This is a genomic window from Cohnella algarum, from assembly GCF_016937515.1.
Lineage (GTDB): Bacteria > Bacillota > Bacilli > Paenibacillales > Paenibacillaceae > Cohnella > Cohnella algarum.
This window is the reverse complement of sequence record NZ_JAFHKM010000002.1, coordinates 191,788-216,562: the sequence shown is the minus strand read 5'-3', so window position 1 is coordinate 216,562 and position 24,775 is coordinate 191,788. Positions and strand designations below refer to the sequence as shown.

Sequence of the window (24,775 nt, the reverse complement as noted above, 5' to 3'; positions counted from 1 at the left end):
GCTTCCCTTCCTCTTCAGCAGGGCGGGACAAGCTTCTGAACATGCGTCCCGGCGGCGTCAGAACCGTTAAGCCCGCGAAGCGGGCTTTTCTATCCCCGAAGGGGGCAGCGAGAGGAGAGTTTTCATGAAAGCCGTTAACTGGAATCGTCCCGACGACGATTATACGATTACGTTCTGGAAGCAAAACATCATGCAATTTTGGACGGACGACGAAATTCCGCTGTCCGACGACAAGATGACGTGGATCAAGCTGAGCGAGGCGGAACAGGATACATACATCAAAGTGTTGGGCGGTTTGACGCTGCTCGACACGCTGCAAGGCGGCGTCGGCATGCCGGGCATCAACGACCACGTCGAAGGGCTTCAGCGCAAGGCGGTCCTGTCGTTCATGGGGATGATGGAGCAAATCCACGCCAAGTCGTACAGCAGCATTTTTACGACGCTTGCGACGAACGAAGAGATCGACGAAGTGTTCCGCTGGGTCGAGAACAACAAGCATTTGCAAACGAAGGCGGAAACGATCGCCCAGTACTATCAGAACATCCATACGCAGAAGGACTTGTTCCTGGCGATGGGCGCGTCGGTGCTGCTCGAAAGCTACCTGTTCTACAGCGGCTTTTTCTATCCGCTTTATTTGGCGGGCCAGGGTCAAATGACGAGCTGCGGCGAAATCATCGACCTGATTCTTCGCGACGAGAGCATTCACGGCCTGTACGTCGGCGTGCTCGCGCAAGAGGTGTACGCGAAGCTGGACGAGGACGAGCAGCAGGCGGCTTACGAGACGCTGATCGGCTTGTTCAAGTTCCTCCACCAGAACGAAGAGGCGTACACGGACGAGCTGTACGCGCAAATCGGGCTGCAGGAGGAAGTGAAGGCGTTCCTGCGGTACAACGCGAACAAGGCGTTCATGAACCTCGGCTTCGAGCCGCCGTTTCCGGAAGAGGACATCAACCCGATCGTCCAGAACGGCCTCAGCACGAAGACGAAGCAGCACGACTTTTTCTCCAAAAAAGGCAATGGCTACGTCCGCGCGACGAACGTCGAGCCGCTTTCGGACGAGGACTTTATTTTCGATTAAGACGGCAGGAGCGCTGCATCAACCTAAAACCTTCAGGCGAAAGATTAAGGCCGCGCTTGCTTGATTCGGATTGTTGGCAAAGCCCCGTTTTTCGGGGCTTTTTTCTTTTTGCTTTTCGATTTTCAACAGGCCATAACCCGCCTTTAAGCGCCCGCGCCCTTCTCCCCCAGCACCTGCTCGACTTTGGCGATGTGCAGTTGCATGCGCAGCGTCGCCGCGCCCGCATCGCCTTCCGCGATCGCCTCATATATCGCGCGGTGCTCCTCCAGCAGCCGCTCGGCGGTCGAACGCTCGGCGTAAAACCACAACGCCCGCGTATCCCGCATGCTGTCGTGAAGACGTGCCGCCATCGTCTCCATCAGCTGCATCAGCAGCGGATTATGGGTGGCGGCGGCGATCTGCTCGTGGAACCGAACGTCCGCTTGCTCATTGAATGCCTCGTCGTCCATGTGCGCTTCCATTTCCGCCAGCGTCCCCGCCAGCCTGGCCAAATCGTCCGCCGACCGGCTCGCGGCGGCAAGCGCGGCGCAGCCGGTTTCCAGCACGCGCCGCACTTCGAGAATATGCCGCAGAGTGAGGGCCCGGTCGGCCCAGGCTTCGGGCTGCAGCATGCCGGGGTGCGGCGGCGCGGCGGCCGGCAACGTCGCTTTCACGAACGTGCCGCCGCCTTGCCGGATATCGAGCATCCCCATCGCCTTCAGGGCGCTCAGCGCTTCGCGGACGGTCGACCGGCCGACCCCGTATCGCTCCGCAAGCTCGACGACCGACGCGAGCCGGTCGCCGGGGGAGAGCGCTCCTTCCTCAAGCTGTTTTCGCAAATCGTTCATGACCCACTCGTGGCTTTTTAACGGTCGGTTTTCGTTCATGATGGCTCCTTTGCCCGGCAGTCGCGCGACCGGCAGGAAGCCGGTTCGCCGCAGGCCGAATTTCGCGCTTAAACGCTTTCCAATTCTTCTATTTTAGTGTATACTACAATCCGACAAAAGTCATCAGATGACCTGATCACCTGTTCGATTAGGGTCTAAGCTATGCATCGCCATTTTCATCCATCGAGAGGAAGTGTCCGGTTTGCTGCCCGAACAAGCGAGACGCGAATTGATCGCCGTTTTAGGCGCCGAGGATTTTAGAGACGACATGCAGACGCTCGTCACCCATTCGTATGACGGTACCCCGATGCAGCAGGCGCTGCCGGACGCGGTCGTGTATCCGCGCGACACCCGGCAGGTGTCCGAAACGATGAAGGTGCTGCACAGGCACCGCATTCCGGTCGTCAGCCGCGGGTCGGGCACGAATTTGTGCGGCGGCACCGTTCCGGTTCAGGGGGGCGTCGTCATGGTCATGCACCGGATGAACCGGATTTTGGAGGTCGATCTGGAAAATTTGGTTGCCGTCGTTCAGCCGGGATTGAATACGAAGCTGTTCAGCGCGCATGTCGAAAGCCTCGGCTTGTTTTACCCGCCGGATCCCAGCAGCATGGCGATTTCGACGATCGGCGGCAATATCGCGGAAAATTCGGGCGGCTTGCGCGGCCTCAAATACGGAACGACGAAGGATTACGTAATCGGACTCGAAGCGGTGCTGGCGAACGGGGACATCATCCGCACGGGCGGCAAGCTGATGAAGGACGTCGCCGGGTACGATTTGACGAAGCTGCTTGTCGGTTCGGAAGGGACGCTCGCGATCGTTACCGAAGCGACGCTGAAGCTGATTCCCCCGCCTAAAGCGAAAAAAACGATGCTGGCGATGTACAACGATCTGTACGACGCGGCCCGCACCGTATCCAAAATTATCGAAAGCCGCATCATCCCCGCGACGCTCGAATTTCTCGACAACCCGACGATTCGGGTCGTGGACGATTTCGCGGGGCTCGGCCTTCCGCTCGACATGGCGGCGATTTTGCTGATCGAGCAGGACGGCGAGCCGGAGCTGGTCGAACGGGATATCGCGACGATCGAAGCCATCTGCATCGGGGAAAAAGCGGCGAGAGTCAGCGTGGCCTCGTCGCCGGAGGAGGCGCTCAAGCTGCTGACCGCGCGGCGCAGCGCGTTTACGGCGCTTGCCCGCCTGCGGCCGACGACGATTCTCGAAGACGCCACCGTGCCGCGCTCCAAAATCGCCGACATGGTGCTTGAAATCAACCGCATCGCCCGCAAGTACGACGTCAACATCTGCACGTTCGGCCATGCCGGCGACGGCAATTTGCATCCGACGGCGACGACCGACGCCCGCGATCGCGACGAGGTTCACCGGGTCGAGGAGGCGTTCGCGGAAATTTTCGAAGCGGCGATCGCGCTGGGAGGCACGATTACCGGCGAGCACGGCGTCGGCATGGTCAAGGCGCCGTTTCTCGAATGGAAGGTAGGCGCTCCGGGGATCGAAGTGCTGAAGGGCATCAAGGCGGCTTTCGACCCTCTGGGCCTGCTCAATCCCGGCAAAATGTTCGCCAAGCCATCGCGGAAAAGGGTGGTGATCCAGCATGGCTGAGACCCAGACGGCGGTCAGTCGCCCGGAAGCCAAGCCTCCGGCGAGTCCGCTCGCCGCCAAATTGAAAATCAGGCTGGACGAGGACCAATTGACCAATTGCATGAGATGCGGATTTTGTCTGCCGGCTTGCCCGACCTTCCGCGAAACGGGCATCGAAGCCGAATCGCCGCGCGGCCGGATCGCGTTGATGAAGGCGGTCGCCGACGGCCTCATGGACCCGGACGAAGCGTTCGAGGAGCAAATGAACCATTGCCTTGGCTGCCGCGCCTGCGAACCGGCGTGTCCGGCCGACGTGAAGTACGGGCAACTGATCGAGCAGGCGCGCGACGCGATCGAGGACCACACGAAAAGCCATCGCGTTTGGGTCAAAGGCGTACGGCGCCTCGTGTTCAAGGAGCTGTTTCCGAAGCAGGGCCGCATGAAGCTGCTCGGCGGCGCGCTGAAAGCCTATCAGAAGTCCGGGCTGCAGAAGCTTGCGCGCGGTACCGGGGCGTTGAAGCTGCTGCCGAAGCAGCTGTCCGATATGGAAGAAATATTGCCGAGCGCGTCCGGCCGCGGCGTCGTCGAGCTCATTGGGGATTTTCATCCGGCGAAGGGGACGAAAATCGCCACCGTCGGCATGTTCCGCGGCTGCCTGATGGATACGTTGTTCACGGAAACGAACGTGCATACGGTGGAGCTGCTGACGGAAGCGGGCTTCGAGGTCGTCATTCCGAAAACGCAAAACTGCTGCGGCGCCCTCCACGCCCACAGCGGCGAGGCGGAGGACGCGCGCGAGCTGGCCCGCCGCAACATCCGGGCGTTCAAGGAGGCGAACGTCGATTACATCGTGTCCAACGCGGGCGGGTGCGGCGCGATTTTGGTCGAATACGATCATCTGCTGCACGACGATCCCGCGTATCGCGAAGACGCGGAATGGTTTGCGAAACGGGTGAAGGACATCAGCGACATGCTCGTTTCGCACGGCCGGATTCCCGCGTTTGCGCAAGCGGAGGAACATGCGCGTTCGAACGCGCGGGCGGACGCGCAAACGTCCGTGGCCGGATCGCCTGCCAACGAACCAGAAGCTTGCTCGGTGCGCATTACGTACCAGGACTCGTGCCATTTGCGCAACGTCATGCGCTCGTCGGACGCGCCCCGGAAGCTGATGCGGCAGGTGCCGGGCGCGGAGTTCGTGGAAATGTTCGAATCGGACCGGTGCTGCGGCTCGGCCGGCATTTACAACTTGACGCAGCCGGAGATGGCCAATCGAATTTTGGAGCACAAAATGGAGCATGCCAACGCGACGCAAGCTCATTATTTGCTGACGAGCAACCCTGGGTGTCTGCTGCAAATGAAGCTCGGGGTGCAGCGGCACGGCGCCGGAACGGATATGAAGGTCGCGCACGTGGTCGACTTTTTGCATGAGCGGATGGCGAAGGATTGACCCGGGAAGACGTCACGGACGGAACAGACAACGCATACGGACTCGCGAAAAAAAGGTTTTGCAGCGGGAGACCGTCGCTGCCGCCGGACAGCGAGTGACCATCGCCGCCGCTTGGAGAGCGGGAGACCGTCGCTGCCGCTCGTGCAGCGGGAGACCGTCGCTGCCGCTCGGCAGCGGATGAGCGGGCGGCGCCACCGCTGGGCAGCGCCACCGCTGGGCAGCGCCACCGCTGGGCAGCGGGAAAAACCGCGCGGAATTGTCCAAACCGGCCTCGCCCGATGGGACAAAAATTCCAACAGAGCGGGCGGATGCCGCTAAAAAGCCGTTTTTGAATGGATGGAATCCAACGAAGCTTCGCAACAGGCGCGCAAATCAAAAACCGTCAGGGCACTTGTCCCTGACGGTACGTTTTTCTGACCCTATTTCTCTCATCCACTCCGAAAGCCGGCTCGGCACGCATGCTGCGCCTCCGCACGTCAACTAACGATTCGGTTGAGTCGTGGCGACTCATTATAACCCGCCAAACGGATACGGCCGCACGCAGTTGAGTAAAAATGACTCATCTCGCCGCCTCCGGCCGCCCGCTAACGAACCGTTTGAGTCGTGGCGACTCATTTTAACCCGCCAAACGGATAAGGCCGCACGCAGTTGAGTAAAAATGACTCATCTCGCCGCCTCCGGCCGCCCGCTAACGTACCTCTCAGCCTCCGCACGCCCGCTAACGAACCGTTTTCTTACTGCCCGGAGGCGGAAAAACCGGTTCAGCTCCGTTTCACCCCCATAGCTCCCGTCACTCCTGTTGCCCCGCCCCCGTAGCCCCTGTAGCTCCTGTAGCTCCCGTCGTTCCCGTAGCTCCCGTCCCTGTGGCCGCGACGGCCGGCGCGCTGGTGGAAAGCCGTTCGACGAACCGGGTGTCGACGCGGGTTTTAATCCGGGCATCGGAGCTCCACTCCGCCGAATCGGTCAGCAGATCGACGGCCAGCTGGGCCATTTTCTCCTTTTCGACGTGGATCGTCGTCAGCTCGGGCGTGACGATGACGGATTCGCTGATGTTGTCGAAGCCGATGACGGAAATATCCTCCGGAACGCGATAGCCGAGCTCGGCGAGCGTCTTCATCGCGCTGATCGCGATGTAATCGCACTCGCAAAACAAGGCCGTCGGCAGCTTGCCTTCCGAATGAAGGCAGGCCTCGAGCTGCTGGCGCATCGATTCCTGGGACGAGAGGATGGTTGGGGCCACCGAAAACATTCGGCCCGGCGCAATCTCGACGCCGCGTTCCCGCAAGGCGCCCATAAAGCCCGCTTTGCGCTCCTCGAAGTTGTGAATTCGCACGTTGGAGGCGACATAGCCGATATCCAGATGGCCGATGTCGCACAGGTGCGAGCCGGCTTGATAAGCGCCCATCGCATTGTTGATTTCGATAAAATGAACGGGCAGCGTGTCGAAGCAAGTGTCCAGTACGACGAGCTGCGGCAGCTTGGCGGAAATGGCGGCGATCTGCTCGCGGCTTAAATTGGTGCCCAGCAAAATAACGGGACTGTGGCGGTAATCCTCGGCCGCGGCCCGAACGTCCCGCTCGAAATGCTCCATGTCCACGGAAGAGAAGATGACGGAGTAGCCTTTCGTACGACAGCGGTCTTCGACAAAATGGATCAATTCCCGGAAAAACGGCTGTTGGTAATACTCCTCGAGCACGATCCCCAAATTGGTGATCACCAGAAATACGAGCGTTTTCGACGTTTTGTCCGGCGCGGCCGTGCTGCGGGGCTTGGCGCTGTAGCCCATTTCCCGGGCAATACGCAAAATGCGTTCCCGCGTTTCGCTGCCGATGCCGGGCTTTCCGCTAAGCGCCAGCGAAACGGCGGACTTCGACACCTGCGCAATCTTGGCGATGTCTTCCATTTTCATTCTAATTTCTCCGATCTATGAGCTAAATGTTTGGATAGCTGGAATAAGTTTAGTTTACTATTAATCTTTCCGTTTGCGCAATCCAATAAACTAAATTGATTAAAATAAAACGCTTAAATTTACTAAACTAAACTAAATAATGATTGACGGAGCGGTTTTACGGTGTTAGGATGAGGGTGAAGCCGCCATTATTCAACTAAGTTTGGGCTGGTTTAGTTGTTTTGTTTAGGGATTTGGTTGAAAAGTGTGGTTTGTTTAGTTAATTTGTTTAGTTGAGCGAGACTTGAAAGCCGATACCAGGGGGGACCGGGACATGAAAAAGCTGAAATTGGGTTACGCGCCGACGCGCCGGTTTACGTTCAGCGCGGAAGACGCCTTCAGGTACAAGGTGCAAATCCGCCAGAAGCTGGACTCATTCGGCATGGATATCGATATCGTCGACTTGGAGGGCTTGAATCCCGAAGGGCTGCTGTACGACGACCGGATCGGCGCGGAGCAAATCGCCGAGCACCTGCTTAAGGAAAAGGTCGACGCGGTGTTTTTCCCGCACTGCAACTTCGGCACCGAGGATACGGTGGCGCGGGTCGCCAAAACGCTCGGCAAGCCGGTGCTGCTGTGGGGGCCTCGCGACGAGGCGCCGCTCGAGGACGGCATGCGGCTGCGGGACACGCAATGCGGCCTGTTCGCGACTGGCAAGGTGCTGCGCCGCTTTCAGGTTCCGTTTACGTACGTCACCAATAGCCGGGTCGACGATCCGGTGTTCGAGCGCGGCTTCAAAAACTTCGTGGCGGCCGCCAACGTCGTCCGTCAATTCCGCAGCCTGCGGATTTTGCAAATCGGGCCGCGCCCGACGTCGTTCTGGACGATGATCTGCAACGAAGGCGAGCTGCTGGAGCGGTTCGGCATCGAACTGCATCCGATTACGCTGGTCGATATAACGAACGCGGCGAAAAAGATCGAGAAGTCCGGCGGCGCCGAACTTGCGGAAGCGATCCAATACATTCGCGACAAGCTGGACATTTCCGAGGTGACCGAAGACGACGTCAAGCGGGTGGCCGCGCTCAAAGTCGCGATGAAGAAGCTGGCGGTCGATTCCGGCAGCACCGCGATCGCCATCCAGTGCTGGTCCGCGCTGCAGGACGCGATCGGCATCATGCCGTGCCTCGCCAACGCGATTTTGACCGACGAGCAAATTCCGGTCACGTGCGAAACCGACATTCACGGGGCGATCACGTCCGTCATGGTGCAGGCGGCGGCGATGAACGAGGCGCCGACCTTTTTTGCCGACATTACGATTCGCCATCCGGAAAACGAAAACGGCGAGCTGCTGTTCCATTGCGGCAACTTCCCGGTTTCGCTCAGCGTCGAAAACAAGCCGAAAATGCGCCGGCACTTTCTGTTCGACGACCACGCTCCGGGCACGCACGAAGGCGAAATCCGCGGCGGCAGCATGACGATCGCCCGGTTCGACGGAGACAACGGCGAGTACCAGCTTTTCCTCGGCAAGGCGAAAGGCATTCAAGGTCCCTACACCCGCGGCTCTTACGTATGGGTCGAAGTGAACGATTGGCCGCTGTGGGAAGAAAAACTCGTCAAAGGCCCGTACGTCCACCACTCGGTCGGCATTCATGCCAACGTCATTCCGGCGCTTTACGAAGCTTGCCAATACATTCCGGGCCTCACGCCCGATCCGGTCGATCCGACGGAAGATCAAATCCGCGCTTGGCTGAGAGGAAGTGTGTAAGATGGCGACGGTACGGGAATTGAAGCGCAAATCGCTGCAAATCCGCAAGGACCTGCTGACGATCATCCATGCGGCCAAGGGCGGCCACACCGGGGGCTCGCTCAGCAACGCCGACATTTTGACCGCCCTTTATTACGAAGTGATGAACCATGACGCGACAAATCCGAAATGGCCCGAACGCGACCGCTTCGTGGCGAGCAAAGGGCACTGCGTCGAATCGCTCTGGTGCATTTTGGCCGATCTCGGCTATTTTCCGAAAGAAGAGCTGTCCACGTACAGCCAGTTCGGCACGAGGCTGATCGGGCATCCGAACAACAAGGTGCCGGGCGTCGAAATGAACACCGGCGCGCTCGGCCACGGCCTTGCCGTCTCCGTCGGGATGGCGCTCGCGGCCAAAAAGGACGGAAAGTCGTACCGCGTCTTTTGCCTGATGGGCGACGGCGAGCAGGCCGAGGGCTCGGTCTGGGAAGCCGCGATGGCGGGCGCGCACTACAAGCTGGACAATCTCGTCGGCATCATCGACCGCAACCGGCTGCAAATCAGCGGCAGCACGGAGGACGTCATGGCGCTGGAGCCGCTCGACCGGAAATGGGAAGCGTTCGGCTGGCACGTCGTCTCCGTGGACGGCCACGACTACGACGCGCTGCTGAAGGCGTTCGCGGGCGTGCCCGAGATCGCGGGGAAGCCGACGCTGCTGCTGGCGAATACGGTCAAGGGCAAAGGCGTATCATTTGCCGAAAATAAGCCGGAGTGGCATCACCATGTGCCGAGCGACGAGCAGCTGAAGCAGGCGCACGAGGAGCTCGACGCCGCGCTTGCGGCGCTCGCGGACGAAGAGGAGAGGAGCGAGACGCATGCCTAATACGATACCGAACCGCCAGGCGATGTGCGAAGCGCTGCTGGAAATCGCGGAGGACAACCGCGACATTATGGTGCTGACGAGCGACTCCCGCGGATCGGCCGCGATGGCCCCGTTCGCGAAGAAGTTTCCGGAGCAGTTCGTGGAGACGGGCATCGCGGAGCAAAATATCGTCGGCATCGCGGCGGGTCTCGCGCACAGCGGCAAGACGCCGTTCGTCACGTCTCCGGCCTGCTTCTTAAGCATGCGGAGCATCGAGCAGATCAAGGTGGACGTCGCCTATTCGGGAACGAACGTCAAGCTGGTCGGCATCAGCGGCGGCGTCTCGTACGGCGCGCTCGGCATGTCGCATCATTCGGTACAGGATATCGCCGTCACGCGGGCCATTCCCGGACTCGCCGTCCTGCTGCCGGCGGACCGCCACGAAACGAAGAAAATGACGCGGGCGCTCGCCAATTATCCCGGAGGCGCCTATATGCGGATCGGCCGCAATCCGGTCGAGGACGTATACGATGAAGACGACGGCCGCGAGCTCGTCATCGGCAAAGCCGTCCGCCTGAAAGACGGCGGCGACCTGACTTTGATCGCCTGCGGCGAAACGGTGCGCGTGGCGCTCGATGCGGCGGCGCTGCTGGCGCAGGACGGCATCTCGGCGCGGGTGCTGAACATGCACACGATCAAGCCGCTCGATACGGAAGCGATCGTCGCGGCGGCCGAGGAGACGGGCGCGATCATTACGCTGGAGGAGCACAGCGTTTACGGCGGGCTCGGCGCCGCCGTGGCCGAGGTGACGTCGCAGGCTTGCCCGGTTCCGCTGCGGATTTTGGGCATTCCGGACGAACCGGCGATCGCGGGCAAAACGGCCGAGGTGTTCCGTCATTACGGGATTTCCGCGGAAAACGTGAAGCAGCTCGCCGGCGAGCTGCTGCGGCAAACGGGCGTGAAGGCGAAATGAGCTACCTGCTCACCGTAGACCAGAGCACGACCGGAACGAAAGCCGTCCTGACCGACCGCAGCGGGCGGATCCGGCACCGCAGCTCGCTCGGCCACCGGCAAATCTATCCGCGGGACGGATGGGTGGAACACGATCCGCTCGAGTTGTATGATAACGTTAAAGCCGCCATCCGGAACGTCATGGCCGAAGCCGGCCTCGACGCGGACGCCGTCGAGGCGATGACGATCACGAACCAGCGCGAAACGGCGCTCGTCTGGGACCGGGAGACGGGCCTTCCGGTCGGAAACGCGATCGTCTGGCAGTGCCGGAGATCGAGCGACTGGTGCGAGCGGCTGAAGCGGGAAGGGCTGGAGCCGCTTGTCGCGGAGAAAACCGGGCTGCCGCTCGATCCGTATTTTTCGTCGGGCAAATGGCGCTGGCTGCTCGATCATGCGGCGGCCGGCATCCCGCCGGAGCGGCTGGCCGCGGGAACCGTCGACAGCTGGCTGCTGTGGAAGCTGACCGGCGGCAAGGTGCATGCAACCGATTACACGAATGCGAGCCGGACCCAGCTGTTCAATATCCGCACGCTGCGGTGGGACGAAGAACTGGCCGAGACATTCGGCATTCCGCTGTCGCTGCTGCCCGAGGTAAAGGACAGCGACGCCGTGTACGGCATGACCGACGAACCGGAGCTGTTTCCGAATCCGCTGCCGATCGCGGGCGTCATCGGCGATTCGCAATCGGCGCTGTTCGGCCAGCAGTGCGTGAAGCCGGGCATGGCCAAGGGCACGTACGGCACGGGCACGTCCGTGCTCATGTTCGCGGGCGACGAGCCGGTCCGCGCGGGCAGCGGGCTCGTGACGGCGATCGCCTGGGGCATCGGCGGCAAGGTGGAGTATGCGCTGGAAGGCGTCATCCATTCGACCGGCGATTGCCTGAATTGGGTGCGCAACCAGCTGGGACTGTTCGCCGATTATGCCGAATTGGAGGCGGCCGCCGCGGAAATCGAGGACACCGGCGGCGTTTACCTCGTCCCCGCATTCGTCGGCCTGGGCGCGCCGCACTGGAACGCCCGGGCCCGGGCGGCCGTCATCGGCCTGAACCGCGCCTCGGACCGCCGCCATGTGCTGCGGGCGGCGCTGGAAAGCATCGCCTTCCAGGTGGCGGATGCGGTTCGGCTCCTGTCCGCGGAGACCGGGCTGCCGCTGGCCGAGCTGCGCGTCGACGGCGGCGCCACCGCGAACGAGCTGCTCATGCAGTTCCAGGCGGATTTGCTCGGAGCGGACGTCGTCCGCTCGGACGCGGCCGAGCTGTCCGCGCTCGGTTCCGCTTACATGGGAGGACTCGCCCTCGGATGGTGGGATCGGGATACGCTTTTTACCTTTTATCGCAAAGACAAAATGTATTCGCCCGGGATGGATCGAAAGACGCGGGACCGTCTCGACCGGGGCTGGCGGGCGGCGGTCAAGGCCGTGCTCGCGGCGGAGGAAGCGGCCCGGACCGGCTGACGGGGCCGACCGGGCTCCCGGGAAGCATCCGGGCCGTCTGGCGGGATGAAACGGATGCGGAGGCCGGCGGGTTGCCGGACGTGAACGGGAACGCAGCCGACTACGGAACGGAGGAGCGCGAAACCTATGGAATTTCCTTATCAAGTGCCGGAAGCGAAGCGCATTCGGCTGATCGTGAACACCGACGCGAAAAACGAGGCGGACGACCAATTCGCCATCGCGCACGCCATACTGACGCCGAGATTCAAGATCGAGGGCATCATCGCCGCGCATTTCGGGACGCTCCGGACGAACGAATCGATGGAGGAGTCGTACGCGGAAATCGAAAAAATGCTGGAGCTCACGCATTCGCAAGAGAAGATCCGCCTCGTCAGGGGCGCAACGAAAGCGCTTCCGGACGAAACGACGCCGGTGCCTTCGGAAGGGGCGGATCTGATTGTCGAGGAGGCGATGAAGGACGATCCGCTGCCGCTGTTCGTTATTTTTCTCGGACCGCTTACCGACCTGGCCGCGGCCTATTTGAAGGAGCCGGGCATCGCCTCGCGGCTGACGGCCGTCTGGATCGGAGGCGGCGCCTACCCGGCGGGAGAGCGGGAGTTCAACCTGCAAAACGACATTCCTGCGGCGAACGTCGTTTTCGGCTCGCCGATCCCGCTGTGGCAGGTGCCGCGCGACGTGTACTCGTCGGTCCGCGTCAGTCTCGCGGAGCTGGCGGCGAGAGTCCGGCCGCACGGCGAGCTCGGCCGCTATTTGTTCGAGCAGCTGGAAGCGTTCAACCGGCTGCCGACCCACCGCCAGGAGTGGCCGAAAGGCGAAATGTGGTCGCTCGGGGACTCGCCGGCGGTGTCGCTGCTGATCGACGATCAGCCGTACGACTTCGAATGGCGGGAAGCGCCGTACGTGCGCGGCGACATGACCTACGAGCAGCGGCCCGGAAGCCGCACAATCCGGGTTTACAAGCGGGTGGATGCCCGGTTCATCCTCGAGGACATGTACGCCAAGCTGGCCTTGTTCGCGGGGCAGGCTTGAATCCTGCCGCTGCCCGGCCGGACGCGAAGCCGACAAGCCGGTTTTTCGGTCCGGCGGGTGCCGGGATTTGACTCAATATAACGAAAACGGAGGAAACGCCGATGTCTTTTCGCGTCGTCCATTTGAAAACGGAGTACGTCGTCAATCCGCTGGGGCTCGATGAATCGAAGCCCCGGCTGTTTTGGCGTCTGGAGTCGGAAAAGCGGGGAACGGTGCAGAGCGCCTACCGCGTGCTCGTCTCCTCGAGCCGGGAAGCGCTCGATCGCGACGAGGGCGATCAGTGGGATTCGGGCAAGGTGGTATCCGCCAGCTCCATCCAGGTCGTATACGGCGGCAAGCCGCTTCAGTCCGAGGGGCAATATTTCTGGAAAGTGCAGGCTTGGGACGGCGAAGGAAATCCGTCCGGCTGGAGCGAAACGGCCTATTGGACGATGGGGCTGCTGGATCGCGGCGAATGGAAGGCGGGCTGGATCGGCCGCAAAACGGAAGCGAACGTCGTCATGCAGCCTTCTCCCCATGTACGCAAGTCGTTCGGAATCGCCGGAAAAGTGAAGCGGGCGACCGCCTACGCGACGGCGCTCGGCTTGTACGAGCTGCGCGTGAACGGAGAGAAGGTCGGCGATCTGTTCGCGCCGGGCTTTACCGATTACGACAAGCGCGTGCAGGTGCAAACCTATGACGTCACCCCTCTCGTCCGGGAAGGCGAAAATGCGGTCGGAGCCGTGCTGGGGGACGGCTGGTACTGCGGAACCGTCGGCTTCCTCGGCAGCAAAGTGTACGGCGAGCGGCCTTTTTTCCTGCTGCAGCTGCACATCGAGCTTGAGGACGGCACGAAGCAAATCGTGAAAACGGACTCGACCTGGCGCACGGCCCGCGGGCCGATCCTGTACTCGGACATGATCAAGGGCGAAGCGTACGACGCGCGCCTCGAGCTTGCGGGATGGGATCGTCCCGGCTTCGACGATTCCGGCTGGGAGCAGCCGGACGTTCGGCCGGGCTACAACGGCCTGCTGACCGCTTCGATCGAGCCGCCCGTCCGGATTACCGAGACGCGCCGCCCGATTTCCGTCCGCCGCACGGATGCGGGCACGTTCATTTACGATATGGGGCAGAACATGGTCGGCTGGACGGAAGTGAAGGTGCGGGGAGCGCGCGGCGCCAAAATCACGCTCAGCCACGCCGAAATGCTGAATCCGGACGGCTCGCTGTATTTGGACAACTTGCGGGTCGCCGTTCAGCAGGATCACTATATTTTGAAAGGCGAGGGCGAAGAGCGCTACGAGCCGCGCTTCACGTTCCACGGCTTCCGCTACGTGGAGCTGATCGGCTACCCCGGCGAAGCGGATCTCGACACGATCGTCGGCAAAGTCGTTCATTCCGACACGCCGCGCACGGGCCGGCTGGAAACGAACGACGCGATGGTCAACCGGCTTTACTCGAACATCGTCTGGGGCCAGCGCGGCAACTTTCTGTCGGTGCCGACGGACTGCCCGCAGCGGGACGAGCGGCTCGGCTGGACCGGAGACGCGCAGATTTTCGCGAGAACCGCTTCCTATAATATGGACGTTTCGCGGTTTTTCACCAAATTCATGTGGGATATGATCGACGCGCAGCAGCCTTCCGGGGCGTTCACCGACGTTGCGCCGGATGCCGGCTGGATCCGCCACAAAATGTGGAACACGCGCCTCAACTGGTTCGCGCCGGACAATGCGGGCTGGGGCGACGCGGGCGTCGTCATTCCGTGGACGCTGTACCTGATGTACGGGGATACCCGCATTCTCGAAACGCACTACGGCGCGATGGTCCGCTGGGTCGAGTATTTGAAGGCGAACAGCGACGAACTCGTGCGTCCGAGCTACGCCAACTACGGCGACTGGCTGTCGATCGACGCCGACACGCCGAACGAAGTGCTGGCGACCGCTTATTTCGCCTACAGCGCGAAGCTGCTGTCGCGCATTGCGGGCGTCCTGGGCGAAAAACGCGACGAAGCGCATTACGACGGGCTGTTCCGCGATATCGCCGCCGCGTTCCGCCGCGCCTTCGTCGACGCCGAAGGGCGCATTCACGGCGCGACGCAGACGGTGTACGTGCTGGCGCTGCAGTTCGGCTTGCTGGAGGGCGAACAGCGCGACGCGGCGATCCGCCACCTCGTCGACGACATTCGCGGAAGAGGCGACCGGCTGTCGACGGGCTTCCTCGGCGTCGGCTATTTGCTCCCGGCGCTTACGGACAGCGGCCGGCTCGACGTCGCCTACGCCCTGCTCACCCAGGAGGCGTTCCCGTCGTGGATGTATTCGATCAAGCACGGCGCGACGACGATCTGGGAACGCTGGGACGGCTGGACCGAGCATAACGGCTTCCAGACGCCGTCGATGAACTCGTTCAACCACTACTCGCTCGGCTCCGTCGGCGAATGGATGTTCCGGTACATGGCCGGCATCGAAACCGATCCGGACCGGCCGGGCTTCCGCCACGCGATCGTTCGCCCGCAGCCGGGAGGCCGGCTGACGGAGGCGAAGGCCGAATACGAATCGCTGTACGGCGTCGTTTCGACGGACTGGAAGCTGTCGCCGGACGGAGCGTTCCGGCTCGCCGTTCGCGTGCCGGCCGGCGCGACCGCGACGGTCGTCGTGCCGGGCAGCGGAGCGCGCGTCGACGGCGAGCCGGCGAACGCCGCGGCTTCGCCGACAGGCTGGACGCTCGCCTGGCAGACCGAAGCGGCGGCGACGTTCGAGATCGGTTCGGGCGAATACGTATTCGAAAGCGTCATCGGGGCGGCCGCGTTCGCGCGCTAACGTCGCGGGCGGAAGGACAATTGGCAGCAACACGGACTGGTTAGGCGGCTTCAAGCGGTTTATAATTCGAAGAAACGGACAGGCAGAATCGCAGCGGGGAGGGGAAAGAAGATGAAAACAGGCGGCAAGCCGATCGCCGGCAAAATTCGCGACTTCTTTTCCCGTATCCGCACGGTCCTGCTTTTCAGTTATTCCGTCACCATTTTGCTCTCGATCGCGATTGTTGGAACCGTTTCCTTTTCCATTTCCTCTTCCACGATCAAAGACCGGGTCGAGTCGGCCAACCTGCAAATCGTCCGGCAAATCGAAAACAACCTGAACAACGACTTTCGAAGCAAGCGCAATCTGCTGCTCGCTCCGTATTACGATCAGGAGTATATCGACGGCATCAACGCCTATCCGGAAATGACCGATCAAGAAAAATTCCGGTACCAGCAAAAGCTGGAAAACCTGTTTCTGAAAAGCTTCAACGCCACGCCGATTCGCGGCTTCATTCGGTTTCAAATCTACTACCGCACGGGAGAGCTTTTGGCCGCTTCCGACGATTACAAGCCTTGGACGCCGGTCCAGGTGCGCAATTCGGACTGGTTTCTGCGCACGGCGGCGAAGGACGGGGAAGTGTACTTCAACGGACCGAGCTCGGGCGACGGCACGACGGACGCCGCCGACACGGCGTATTCGTCTTCGATTCTCATTCGGGACTTTTCCAGTCCGGAGCGCTTTATCGTCGTTCGCGTCGAGTACGGCGACGATCTGTTCCGCGCGATCGGCCAAAACGACGACCTGTCCGCCGGCAGCCGGATTCTCGTGCTGGACGAGCGGAACGCGCTCGTGTACGACTCGTCGGGCGCGGCGGTCAGGATGCCGGACGAAAGGCTGCTCAACCGTCTCGACGGCGCCGAAGGAAAGTTCTGGACGGAAGGCGAAACCGACGAGCAATTCGTTTCGTATATCGCGTCCACCTCCACCGGCTGGAAAGTGGTGCTCGTCACGCCGCGCCGGGATATCGTCGGACCGCTCGACAACATCAAAACGACCGTAATCGCGACGGCGCTGCTTGCCTTCGCGCTGACTTTTATGATCTCCGTGCTGTTCGGCCGCCGGATTACGCAGCCGATCCTCGCCCTTTACAAAAACGTGAACCGGATTAAACGGGGCGATTTTTCCGAACGGGCTCCCGTGAAGCGCAACGACGAAATCGGGCTCATCGCCGCGAACTTCAACGCGATGCAGGACGAACTGCAGCAGTTGATCGAACACAAATACGTCAACCAGATCAAGCTGCGCGAGGTGGAGCTGGCGATGCTGTACTCGCAGATCAATCCGCACTTTTTGTACAACACGCTCGACATCATCCGCGCGATGGCCGACTACCACAAGGTAGAGGAAATCGGGGAGATGGCGCAGGCGCTTGCCGACATGTTCCGCTACAATACGCGGGGCAGGGACGAGGTGGTCACGCTGCAGGAGGAGCTGGATCAAATCGAGGCTTACATGAAAATCCAAAGCATCCGTTTCGAGGATAAAATCGCCTGGGAAGTGGATGTCGAAGAGAGGCTGTACAATTTTCCGATTTTGAAAATGACGCTGCAGCCGCTGGTCGAAAACGCCGTCTTCCACGGTCTGGAGCGAAAGCGGGGAAAGGGCACGATCCGCATCTCCGCCGCGGCGGAAGGGGACCGGTTCGTTCTTTCCGTATCCGACGACGGCGTCGGCATGTCCGAGGGCCGGCTCGCCGAGCTTCGGGCGAAGCTGAAGCAGTCGCTGCACCGGGAGGAGGAGGTCGTCTCCGTAGCCGAAGGCGGCATCGGCATCCGCAACGTCTATTCCCGCTACGCCATCAGGTTCGGCGACCGGCTGGCGTTTGCGGTCGACAGCCGCAAAGGGACGGGAACGCTCGTGACGATCGGGCTCCCGGCGGAAGACGCCGGCTTCGCCGTCCGGACGGGCATCGAGAAGAAAAGTCGGAATGTTCAACAAATCGGGTCAAAATCGTGAATGGGGCAACGGAAAGCGCTTCCCTTATAATGAAAGCGTCACCAGAAAGCGATTACCAAAGGGAGGTTCCACCGAATGAAAAAGATGAAAACGGTATCGATTGTGCTCGTTCTCGGCCTGCTCATGACTCTGCTTGCCGCCTGCGGAGGCGGAAACAACGAGGGCAGCGGCGGCGCGTCCCCGTCCGGATCGGCCGGGGCGTCCGAAGGCGCCAAAAACAGCGACCCGGTCACGCTGACGTTCGTCATTTCCAACACCGAGGATACGACGGCGTTCACGAAAGTGTTCGAGGCGTACGAGCAGCAAACGGGCAACAAGGTCGAGCTGCAGGCGCTGCCCGGCGGCGACTACGACAACCTGATCAAAACGCGGTTTTCCACGGGCGATTTTTCGGATTTGTTCCTGATGCAGCCGGGCACGAAGCAGTACGTCAAGCTGAGAGCCGAAGAGACGCTGCACGAATGGTCCGGCGAGTCCGGCGTTTGGGACAACGTCATCGATTCGATCAAGCAGGCGCAGGTGGAAAACGACAAAATTTACGGCGTTCCGTACGGCTCCACCGGCATGATGGGCGTGTTTTACAACAAGGAAGTGTTCAAGCAGGCGGGCGTGGACGTTCCGAAAAACTACGCGGACCTGATCGAAATCGCGAAAAAAATCAAGGCCGCGGGCTTCACGCCGTTCTACGAGGGCGTCAAGGACGCATGGCCGCCGCAAGTGTTCTACTATACGGGCTGGGTGACGCAAGTCGATCCGGCGATCGGCGAAGAAGGCGTCGCGAAGCTGAACCGGAACGAACTGAAGTTTACGGACATTCCGGAGCTGAAGGATCTGTTCGCGAAGCAGAAAGAGCTGAAGGAGCTGGACCTGTATCAGAAAAACGTGATGGCCGGCACGTACGACGAAATGCAAAACGAGATGGGCGACGGCAAAGTCGCGATGGCGTTCATGCTGGACGGGATCATTTCGCAAATGGAGCAAAAGTTCGGCAAGGACTGGGTCGCGAACAACCTCGGCTTCTTCCCGTTCCCTTCCGAAACGGACCAAGGCACGGCGATGATTACGCCTCCCAACCAGCTGATGGTGCCGGAAAAGGCGAAAAACCGCGACGCGGCGATCGAGCTCGTGAAATTCATGCTGCAGCCGGAAAACGTCGATCTGTTCTATGCGAACAAACCGGGCATTCCGATTTTCGAAGGCGCGACCAGCGAGCTGTATCCGGTGCAGGAGGACGTCAAGGCGTTTATCGACGCCGGCAAATCCCAGGTCAATATCCAGAACCGTCTCACCGCGTCGTTCGTCGACTTCTCGAAGACGCTGCAAAACTTCTTCCTCGACGGCGACATCGACAAGGCGATCGGGGAGTTCAGCGCCAACTATCAGAAAGACGGCAAGGCGAAGCTGCTTGAAGGCTTCTGATCCGACGGCCTTAGATAAAAAACGGGTTGCCCCCGTTCGAAGGCGATTCGCGCGTTCGAACGGGACGGCCCGTCCACCATGGGAGAAGGAGGGGGAGACGTGGAAAGGCGAAAATATCCGCTTTATTTTTCTTTCCCCGCAGTTGCCGTTTTTCTGCTGTTTTTCATCGCCCCGACATTGATCGGCGTGTATTACAGCTTTACGGACTGGAACATTAATGCCGATTCGGTTACCTTCATTGGCTTCGATAATTACGCGGCTCTTTTCCAGGAACCGAGACTGGGAAAAGCGCTGAGCAATACATTGATTTTCGCGGCGGCCGTCACCGTCCTGCAAAACGCAATCGGCCTCGCGCTCGCGCTCGTCATGAACGAGTCGATCAAAATGCGGAACTTTTTTCGCATGGTGTTTTTCATGCCGTACGTCATCGCGCCGATCGTCATCGGCTACGTGTTCCGCGCCATTTATCACCCCGAGCACGGCATCGTCAATACGATTCTAAACGGCATCGGCCTCGACTTTATGGCCCAGGACTGGCTGAACGATCCGAAGTGGGCGCTGTTCTCCATTATCGTCACCGATCTGTGGCGCGTATCGGGCTTCACGATGGTCATCTATTTGGCCGGGCTGCAATTCATTCCGAAAGACCTGCTCGAGAGCGCGTCCATCGACGGGGCGAGCTATTGGCATCGCCTTAAAAACATCGTGCTGCCGCTGATCGCGTCCTCCACGACGGTCAACATCCTGCTGTCGCTGATCGGCTCGATGAAGGTGTTCGAGATGGTCATGGTGCTGACGGACGGCGGGCCGGGGTATACGACGGAAGTGTTCTACACGTACATCCGCAGCACGTTCAGCATGGGGCAGATGGGCTATTCGACGGCGATCAACCTGGTGCTCTTCGCGCTCGTCACCCTCGTCGGCATTCCGGTGCTGACGGCGCTCAAGAAACGGGAGGTGGAGATGTGATGCGGCAAGGAGGAAAAAAGCTCGCGCTTCACCTCGTCGTCGTTTTGGGCGCTCTCGTCATTCTCGTTCCGTTCTACATGATTTTGGTCAATTCGTTCAAGGGCATCCGCGAGTCGGCGTTGTTCGGGATGGGGCTGCCGTCCGAGTGGCTGTTCGAAAACTACGAAAAAGTGTTCGAGCAGGGGAACATTTTGCGCGGGTTCAAAAACAGCTTCCTGCTCGCGGGGCTGACGGTCGTCTGCGTCAACCTGTTCGCCTCGATGGCCGCCTTCGTCATCCAGCGCCGCGACGACCGGCTCATGCGCGGCCTGTACATGATGTTCATCCTCGGGCTGATCGTGCCGGTATCGATCGTGCCGACGATCCGGCTCATGGACATGTTGGGCATCAAGGGCACCTACTTCAGCATGATTATGTACTATACGGCGGTGCTGCTGCCGTTCTCCGTCTTTTTGCTCGTCGGCTTCATGAAGCAGATCCCGCGCGAGCTGGACGAGGCGGCGCAAATCGAGGGAGCGGGGTTTTTCCGGCTTTACTTCCGGATCATTCTGCCGCTGCTCGTCACCGTGCTCGTGACGGTCACGATCGTCGTCATCGTTTCGGTGTGGAACGACTTTTTCGGACCGTTTTATCTCGTGACGGACAGCACGAAATGGACGATCGTGCTCCAGATTTTCAATTTCGTCTCGCTGTACAACACGAACTGGGGCGTCGTTTTCGCGTTCATGGTCATCGTCGTGCTGCCGGTGCTGATCGTGTACCTGCTGCTGCAGCGCTACATCATCGACGGGTTGACGGCCGGCTCGGTCAAAGGCTGAGGCGGGCGATAACTGCCGACCCGGACGGCGGCAGGCGAGACGCGGACGGCGGCGGCAGGCGAGGAGGCGCGGACAGGCGGCGGGCATGGGGCGCGGAAGGTCGGCATGGCGAAAACCGGCGGATGCGGCAAACGGAGCGGAGGTGCGGATATGCGCAAAGTGATGGTGGTCGACGATGAAAAATGGGTGCGGCGCGGGCTCGTTCAATCGATCCCGTGGGATCGGCTCGGCCTGCGGCTTGCCGGCGAAGCGGCCGACGGCCAGGACGCCTTTGAAATGGCGCTCGAGCTAAAGCCCGATCTGATGTTCCTCGACATGCGGATGCCGGGGCTGGACGGCAAGCAGCTGCTCGCCATGCTGGGCGGCGCCATGCCGGGCCTCGTCACGATCGTCGTCAGCGGTTATTCGGATTTCGAATACACGAAGCAGGCGATCCGTCACCACGCCTTCGATTATTTGCTCAAGCCCGTCAAAAAGGAGGAGCTTGCGAGCGTGCTGGAAAAGGCGCTGGAGGAGCTGGACCGCCGGGACGGCGAGCGTCTTGCGGCCGAGGAGGGCCGGCGGGGCGACGGCTGGTTCCGCGATTTGCTGCTGGCGCGGGAGCCGGAGCATCCGGCGTTTTCGCCCCGTGTCGGACGTGCGGAGGCCGAGGCGCGTTCGAAAGAGGGCGGGCGTCCCGAAAATGCGGAACGGTCCGGAGGGGAGGGCCGCCCGGAACGGACGGAGCCCGCAAGGCGGGAAAGCACCGCTTCGGATGAAGAGGGGGAGGTGCCGTCCTCCTGGGCGGGCAAGGAAGCGGTCGTCTTCGCGGCGCAGGCCGACCGCTACCCGGCGGACGGCGGGGGGGCCGCCTGGCTGCGGGCGCTGCGGGAGAAGTTCGGCCGGGAGCGGGCGTTCTACTTCGGCGGCGACTGGCAGCTCGCGCTGTCGCCCGCGCCGGACGGCCGCCCCGAAGCGGTCGGCGCCGTTGCCGCGGGCAAGCTGCCGGCTCCCGAGCTGAAGCGGCTGCTCGCGGACATCCAGGCCGAGCTGAAGCGGCAGGGCGGCTCCGGCTGCAGCATCGGCGCAAGCGAGGTCGGGCCGGCCGAGGCGAGCCGCCTGCGCCGGGCTTACGCGCAGGCGCAAGCCGCCCTTGCCGGGCGACAGCTTGGCGAAAGGGAGAAAATCCTGTTCGCGGCGGCCGCCGATCCGCCGGGTTCGTCTTTGCAGCCCTACCCGCAGAAGCGGGAACAAGCGTTTCTGCTCGCGCTGCAGCTGGGAAACAAGGAGGAGGCCGAGCGCGAATTCGACCTGCTGTTCGCTTCGATCAGCGGCGAAACGGCGACGGTCGACCAGCTGCAGCGGGGGGCGATTTTGCTCGTTCACGCGCTGGAGCGGCAGCTTCGCGCCGCCGAGACGAGCCTGGAGAGCGTCTGCGGCAAACACCCGCTGGCGCTTGCGGAAGCGCTGCGGCTGCGGGTCGACCCCGAATCGGTGCGGGCGGTGTTCTCGGGCGAGATCATTCCCGCCGTGCTGAAGGCGGCGGGGCGGCGGGGCGAGACGCAAGGCGAGCAGATCGTCCGCGAGGTGCTGAAGCTGATCGAGACGCATTACGACCAGCCGCTTTCGCTGCAGCATATCGCGGAGAGCCGGTTCGTCAATCCGGACTATTTGAGCCGGCTGTTCAAAAAGACGACCGGCAGCACCTTCGTCGATTATTTGGCGGATATCCGCATCCGGAAATCGATGGAGCTCATGAAGGTGCCGACCTACAAAAACTATGAAATCGCCCATAAGGTCGGGTACGAGGACTACCGGTATTTCAGCCAGATTTTCAAAAAGAAAACCGGCAAGACGATCGGAGAGTTCCGAAGCGCCGCCGGTTGCGGCAAAACGTAGACGCAAAGCAGGGCCCGGCGGCCTTAACGCCATTTGGCGGCCTTTTGCGAAACGGATGCGGCTCCCGCGCCGGAACTTTTTCGCCGTAACATCAGGAAGCAAGGCAAGCGATGCAAATCCACTACGGAAGAGGAGAGATGGAAAATGGCCAAACGGCTTATTCCCGATACGCTGATGCTGGAGGAACGGGCGGGACACGCGCTGAACGCGATGGCGGGCATGTCCGATCCGGATTTTCACGGTTATCCTTTTTTTGCGGCCAACCTGATGTCGAGTCCCGCGAACATGACGCACGGAGACTGGGACTTCGGCTCGTCCCACGGCCGGATGATCGACGGCATGATTTTGGCCCGGCATATGTCGGGCGAAACGCTCGGCGAGGATATCGAGGCCAAATATCGCGAAAATCTGCTTTCGTTTTTCAAGGAAGACGGCCTCAGCTACCGCCAGCACAATCCGAACCACGACTGGGAGCAAAACGCCAACCTGATCGACCAGCGCGCCGTCATCCTGTCGCTGACGACCTGGTACATAGCGAGCGGGGACCCGAAGGTCAAGGAGGCGGCCGACCGCCACGTCGCCGCGCTGAAGCGGATCGCGATCAAGGAGCGCGAAGTGTGGTACTACCCGGCGTCCGAATACAAGGAGGACGGCTGGCCGTCCAAAAACGCGGTGCTGCTCAGGCTTGCGCCCGATCCGGCCGCTTTTTGCGGGCGCCTCATCATGCCGCTGCTCAAATATCACGAGGTGACGGGCAATCCGGACGCTTTCGAGCTGTGCCGGTTCTTTACGGCGCTCATCGTCGAGCGCAGCGGCGTGTTCAACGAGGACGGCAGCTTCAACGACGCGCTGGCGTACCGGAGCGGCCACTTCCATACGCGCCTCGGCACGCTGGACGCGATCGCGCGCTTCGGCGCGTTTACGGGCGACGCGAAGCTGATCGCCTGGGTCGAGAAAAGCTACGCCTGGGCGCTGACCAAGTGCACCGCGTTCGGGTGGACGCCGGGCGACTTGAAAGAGCAGGCGTACGAGCACGAAACGTGCTCGCTCGTCGACCTCATCGCGACGGGCATTACGCTGGCGAAGAGCGGCTACGCGAAATATTGGGGAACGGTCGAGCGGTTTCTGCGCAACCATCTGGCCGAGTCGCAGCTGCTCGATCTCGATTGGGTGCAGGAGACGGACGACAAGTCCGGCAACATCCCGGGCAAAATCAGCTATACCGACGTGGCGAAGCGCACGCGCGGCGCCTTTGCGGGCTATTCCGCGCCGAACGATTTTTGCTGCGACGTCAATCACGGCCGGGCCACACGAACGATTTGCAAATTTGCTGTCTCGGCTCGGGCACCCGCGGCCTGTACATGGGCTGGAGCAACACGGTGACGGAATCGAAGGGGACGGTCAGCGTCAATTTTCTGCTGAACCGCGGCTCCGTCTGGCTCGACGTCGACAGCTATTTGCCGCATGAAGGAAAAGTCGTGCTGCACGTTCATCGGGACATTCCCGAGCTGCAAATCCGCATTCCCGAATGGGCCGGCTATGCGAAGGTGCGGATCGTTCGCGAACGGGGAGGCAGCGTGACGGAAGGCCGCGGCATGGATCCGAGCAGCTGGGTGAAGGAACACTTCCTGCTGCTGGGCCGGGCCTGCGCGGGAGAAACGATTACCGTCACGTTCCCGCTGGACGAGCGGACGACCGTCGAAACGGCGATCGGCCAAACGTTTTTGACGCAATGGCGCGGCGACGACGTCGTCGGCATTTCTCCGGAAGGGCGGCACCATCCGTTTTACAGCGGACGCAAGGTGTACGACACGGCGCCGATGCGCGAAGGCGACTACCGGCGGCTGGAAAACGAAATCGTATGGTAATGCCGGGCGGCGGGCTTAGGCCCGCTGCTTTTGGGCTGTCTTGACGCGGTATCGGG

Annotated in this window: 18 protein-coding genes; 16 read left to right on the top strand and 2 right to left on the bottom strand. The window is 61.4% G+C overall.

What is annotated here, in order from left to right; translation table 11 throughout:
- Positions 1-124 precede the first annotated feature (124 nt).
- Entirely contained in the window at positions 125-1,078 is a 954-nt protein-coding gene (gene nrdF / locus JW799_RS00995; protein ID WP_080836556.1) for a class 1b ribonucleoside-diphosphate reductase subunit beta, read from the top strand.
- Between the two features lie 143 nt (positions 1,079-1,221).
- On the opposite strand, the gene JW799_RS00990 is transcribed toward nrdF, so the two are convergent.
- The gene (locus JW799_RS00990; RefSeq protein ID WP_080836558.1) at positions 1,222-1,944 is read right to left on the bottom strand and encodes a FadR/GntR family transcriptional regulator; all 723 of its coding nucleotides are present in this window, start codon (positions 1,942-1,944) and stop codon (positions 1,222-1,224) included.
- A gap of 202 nt (positions 1,945-2,146) precedes the next feature.
- Between JW799_RS00990 and JW799_RS00985 the strand changes: the two genes are divergently transcribed.
- Together JW799_RS00985 and JW799_RS00980 are read left to right on the top strand one after the other, a co-directional pair.
- Positions 2,147-3,562, top strand: coding sequence for an FAD-linked oxidase C-terminal domain-containing protein (locus JW799_RS00985; protein ID WP_080836561.1), 1,416 nt, complete (start codon positions 2,147-2,149; stop codon positions 3,560-3,562).
- Positions 3,555-4,988 carry a heterodisulfide reductase-related iron-sulfur binding cluster gene (locus JW799_RS00980; protein ID WP_205428288.1) on the top strand — a complete coding sequence of 478 codons (1,434 nt, stop codon included), beginning with the start codon at positions 3,555-3,557 and terminating at the stop codon, positions 4,986-4,988. Before JW799_RS00985 ends, JW799_RS00980 begins: the two co-directional genes overlap by 8 nt.
- Before the next feature lie 790 nt (positions 4,989-5,778).
- Here the strand turns inward: JW799_RS00980 and JW799_RS00975 are convergent.
- Positions 5,779-6,897: a LacI family DNA-binding transcriptional regulator gene (locus JW799_RS00975; protein WP_205428286.1), complete on the bottom strand. Its 1,119-nt coding sequence runs from the start codon at positions 6,895-6,897 to the stop codon at positions 5,779-5,781.
- A 313-nt stretch (positions 6,898-7,210) separates the two neighbouring features.
- On the opposite strand from JW799_RS00975, the gene JW799_RS00970 reads away from it, so the two are divergent.
- From JW799_RS00970 to JW799_RS28170, 13 genes are all read left to right on the top strand, one after another.
- The gene (locus JW799_RS00970) at positions 7,211-8,641 is read left to right on the top strand and encodes an L-fucose/L-arabinose isomerase family protein (RefSeq protein ID WP_080836566.1); all 1,431 of its coding nucleotides are present in this window, start codon (positions 7,211-7,213) and stop codon (positions 8,639-8,641) included.
- Position 8,642: 1 nt separating this feature from the next.
- Positions 8,643-9,503, top strand: coding sequence for a transketolase (locus JW799_RS00965; protein ID WP_080836567.1), 861 nt, complete (start codon positions 8,643-8,645; stop codon positions 9,501-9,503).
- Positions 9,496-10,455, top strand: coding sequence for a transketolase family protein (locus tag JW799_RS00960; RefSeq protein WP_080836568.1), 960 nt, complete (start codon positions 9,496-9,498; stop codon positions 10,453-10,455). The genes JW799_RS00965 and JW799_RS00960 overlap by 8 nt, the downstream gene beginning before the upstream one ends.
- Entirely contained in the window at positions 10,452-11,945 is a 1,494-nt protein-coding gene (locus tag JW799_RS00955; RefSeq protein WP_205428284.1) for an FGGY family carbohydrate kinase, read from the top strand. The genes JW799_RS00960 and JW799_RS00955 overlap by 4 nt, the downstream gene beginning before the upstream one ends.
- A gap of 126 nt (positions 11,946-12,071) precedes the next feature.
- Positions 12,072-12,974, top strand: a complete 903-nt coding sequence (locus tag JW799_RS00950) for a nucleoside hydrolase (protein WP_080836572.1) — start codon at positions 12,072-12,074, stop codon at positions 12,972-12,974.
- Positions 12,975-13,075: 101 nt separating this feature from the next.
- A complete protein-coding gene (locus tag JW799_RS00945) occupies positions 13,076-15,769 on the top strand; it encodes a glycoside hydrolase family 78 protein (protein ID WP_205428281.1) in 2,694 nt (897 codons plus the stop codon).
- Positions 15,770-15,880: 111 nt separating this feature from the next.
- Positions 15,881-17,767, top strand: coding sequence for a cache domain-containing sensor histidine kinase (locus JW799_RS00940; protein ID WP_205428279.1), 1,887 nt, complete (start codon positions 15,881-15,883; stop codon positions 17,765-17,767).
- A gap of 75 nt (positions 17,768-17,842) precedes the next feature.
- On the top strand, positions 17,843-19,186 hold the full coding sequence (locus JW799_RS00935; protein WP_205428277.1) for an ABC transporter substrate-binding protein: 1,344 nt from the start codon (positions 17,843-17,845) through the stop codon (positions 19,184-19,186).
- 99 nt (positions 19,187-19,285) lie between these two features.
- Entirely contained in the window at positions 19,286-20,155 is an 870-nt protein-coding gene (locus JW799_RS00930) for a carbohydrate ABC transporter permease (RefSeq protein WP_176220791.1), read from the top strand.
- Positions 20,155-20,973, top strand: coding sequence for a carbohydrate ABC transporter permease (locus JW799_RS00925; protein ID WP_080836581.1), 819 nt, complete (start codon positions 20,155-20,157; stop codon positions 20,971-20,973). Before JW799_RS00930 ends, JW799_RS00925 begins: the two co-directional genes overlap by 1 nt.
- A 150-nt stretch (positions 20,974-21,123) precedes the next feature.
- The gene (locus JW799_RS00920; RefSeq protein WP_205428275.1) at positions 21,124-22,851 is read left to right on the top strand and encodes a response regulator transcription factor; all 1,728 of its coding nucleotides are present in this window, start codon (positions 21,124-21,126) and stop codon (positions 22,849-22,851) included.
- 144 nt (positions 22,852-22,995) lie between these two features.
- Entirely contained in the window at positions 22,996-24,234 is a 1,239-nt protein-coding gene (locus JW799_RS00915) for a hypothetical protein (protein ID WP_240353113.1), read from the top strand.
- The gene (locus JW799_RS28170) at positions 24,231-24,719 is read left to right on the top strand and encodes a hypothetical protein (protein WP_240353112.1); all 489 of its coding nucleotides are present in this window, start codon (positions 24,231-24,233) and stop codon (positions 24,717-24,719) included. Before JW799_RS00915 ends, JW799_RS28170 begins: the two co-directional genes overlap by 4 nt.
- Positions 24,720-24,775: the final 56 nt, after the last annotated feature.

Bases quoted from the DNA above. Each gene is read 5' to 3' on its own strand.
- JW799_RS00990 (WP_080836558.1), bottom strand. From the start codon at position 1,944: ATGAACGAAAACCGACCGTTAAAAAGCCACGAGTGGGTCATGAACGAT.
- nrdF (WP_080836556.1), top strand. From the start codon at position 125: ATGAAAGCCGTTAACTGGAATCGTCCCGACGACGATTATACGATTACG.
- JW799_RS00960 (WP_080836568.1), top strand. From the start codon at position 9,496: ATGCCTAATACGATACCGAACCGCCAGGCGATGTGCGAAGCGCTGCTG.
- JW799_RS00925 (WP_080836581.1), top strand. From the start codon at position 20,155: ATGCGGCAAGGAGGAAAAAAGCTCGCGCTTCACCTCGTCGTCGTTTTG.
- JW799_RS00945 (WP_205428281.1), top strand. From the start codon at position 13,076: ATGTCTTTTCGCGTCGTCCATTTGAAAACGGAGTACGTCGTCAATCCG.
- JW799_RS00920 (WP_205428275.1), top strand. From the start codon at position 21,124: ATGCGCAAAGTGATGGTGGTCGACGATGAAAAATGGGTGCGGCGCGGG.
- JW799_RS00935 (WP_205428277.1), top strand. From the start codon at position 17,843: ATGAAAAAGATGAAAACGGTATCGATTGTGCTCGTTCTCGGCCTGCTC.
- JW799_RS00975 (WP_205428286.1), bottom strand. From the start codon at position 6,897: ATGAAAATGGAAGACATCGCCAAGATTGCGCAGGTGTCGAAGTCCGCC.
- JW799_RS00950 (WP_080836572.1), top strand. From the start codon at position 12,072: ATGGAATTTCCTTATCAAGTGCCGGAAGCGAAGCGCATTCGGCTGATC.
- JW799_RS00980 (WP_205428288.1), top strand. From the start codon at position 3,555: ATGGCTGAGACCCAGACGGCGGTCAGTCGCCCGGAAGCCAAGCCTCCG.
- JW799_RS00970 (WP_080836566.1), top strand. From the start codon at position 7,211: ATGAAAAAGCTGAAATTGGGTTACGCGCCGACGCGCCGGTTTACGTTC.
- JW799_RS00955 (WP_205428284.1), top strand. From the start codon at position 10,452: ATGAGCTACCTGCTCACCGTAGACCAGAGCACGACCGGAACGAAAGCC.
- JW799_RS00940 (WP_205428279.1), top strand. From the start codon at position 15,881: ATGAAAACAGGCGGCAAGCCGATCGCCGGCAAAATTCGCGACTTCTTT.
- JW799_RS00965 (WP_080836567.1), top strand. From the start codon at position 8,643: ATGGCGACGGTACGGGAATTGAAGCGCAAATCGCTGCAAATCCGCAAG.
- JW799_RS00915 (WP_240353113.1), top strand. From the start codon at position 22,996: ATGGCCAAACGGCTTATTCCCGATACGCTGATGCTGGAGGAACGGGCG.